The sequence below is a fragment of the Nonomuraea sp. NPDC003709 genome (genome assembly GCF_040610775.1).
GTDB lineage: Bacteria > Actinomycetota > Actinomycetes > Streptosporangiales > Streptosporangiaceae > Nonomuraea > Nonomuraea angiospora_A.
This window is the reverse complement of the sequence record NZ_JBEXMW010000100.1, coordinates 1-1,166: the sequence shown is the minus strand read 5'-3', so window position 1 is coordinate 1,166 and position 1,166 is coordinate 1. Positions and strand designations below refer to the sequence as shown.

Annotated in this window: 2 protein-coding genes; both read right to left on the bottom strand. The window is 66.4% G+C overall.

Annotated elements, in window-relative coordinates:
* Positions 1-18: 18 nt before the first annotated feature.
* A complete protein-coding gene (locus tag ABZX61_RS65895; protein WP_355213281.1) occupies positions 19-552 on the bottom strand; it encodes a transposase in 534 nt (177 codons plus the stop codon).
* Positions 549-1,094, bottom strand: coding sequence for a winged helix-turn-helix domain-containing protein (locus ABZX61_RS65890; protein WP_355213280.1), 546 nt, complete (start codon positions 1,092-1,094; stop codon positions 549-551). The genes ABZX61_RS65895 and ABZX61_RS65890 overlap by 4 nt, the downstream gene beginning before the upstream one ends.
* Positions 1,095-1,166 lie beyond the last annotated feature (72 nt).

Here is a 1,166-nt window from a genome sequence, read left to right as displayed (position 1 = left end):
AAATGAAAGTTCGGGGTGTCATCTCGATCTCAGGTCTGTGATCAGGCCGGTGTGTGCCAGGAAGGCGTCTAAGAGCTTGGGGCGGTACTGCATCTGCTTGAGACGGCTGCGGATGACCGCGGCGAGGTCGTCGAGCGTGCCGGGTGCCAGATTGCCCAGGCCACGTTTGAGGTGCGACCACACGGTCTCCACCGGATTGAGCTCGGGCGCATAGGTCGGTAAGTAGAACACCGTCAGCCACGGGCGCGTGTCGATCAGGCTGCGCATCAGGGCGTCGACGTGGATGTTGACGTTGTCCCAGATCAGCACGATCGGCCCACCGAGCTGCTGATGGGCGGCGTCCAGTAGACGGGCGTAGTCGCTCTCGTTGAACCCTTTGCGTTCGTTCTTACGACGCCGGTAGATCCTCATGCGGTAGATCAGCCGGGTCCGCTGCCCCGGCTTGAGGCAGATCAACCCGGCCAGGTTGACGCGCCCGGAGCCCTTGCCCGAGACGGTGACGGTCGGGGTGCATCCACGGCGGGACCAGGTACGGGCCTTGGGAGGCCTCAGCGACTGGCCTGCCTCATCGGCGAAGCAGATCCACGCGTCCTGATCCCGCGCCGTTGTTCCACGAGCGGCCAGGTGTCCTTCACCCAGGTGGCGATCGCCTCTTCATCGCGCTCGGCGGCGCGGCGCTGGGGAACCTGCGGACTCCAGCCCATCCGATGCAGCAGATAGGAGATCCCGCGCGGGGTGTAGGACAGATGGAACAACCTGCCGACCAGCACCGTGACCCGCGCCAGCGTCCAGCGCTGATCCTCACCCCACCCCCACACGGCCGGACCGGCGTCCAACGCGGCCTCCAACCGCTCCACCTGCGCATCGCTGAGCCGGCAGCGCTGCCCACCCGGCCCTTTCGACTCCAGCGCCTCGGCCCCTGCCGTCCGCCAGGCCTTGTGCCAGACATAGGCCGACTTGCGTGAGACCCGCAGCCTCTTGGCCACCTGGGGCGGTGACATGCCAGAGGCGAACAGCCCGGCAGCTTCCAAGCGGACCTGTTCACGCTTGGCTCGCGCCGCCGGGGTCAGACCACCACCATCCGGATAACGCATCCCACCGGCATACTCCCGAACCCCGCCACGAGCACGCAACCACGCCGTGTTACCTCAGACTTTCAAGCGCTG

Bases quoted from the DNA above. Each gene is read 5' to 3' on its own strand.
- ABZX61_RS65890 (WP_355213280.1), bottom strand. From the start codon at position 1,094: ATGCGTTATCCGGATGGTGGTGGTCTGACCCCGGCGGCGCGAGCCAAG.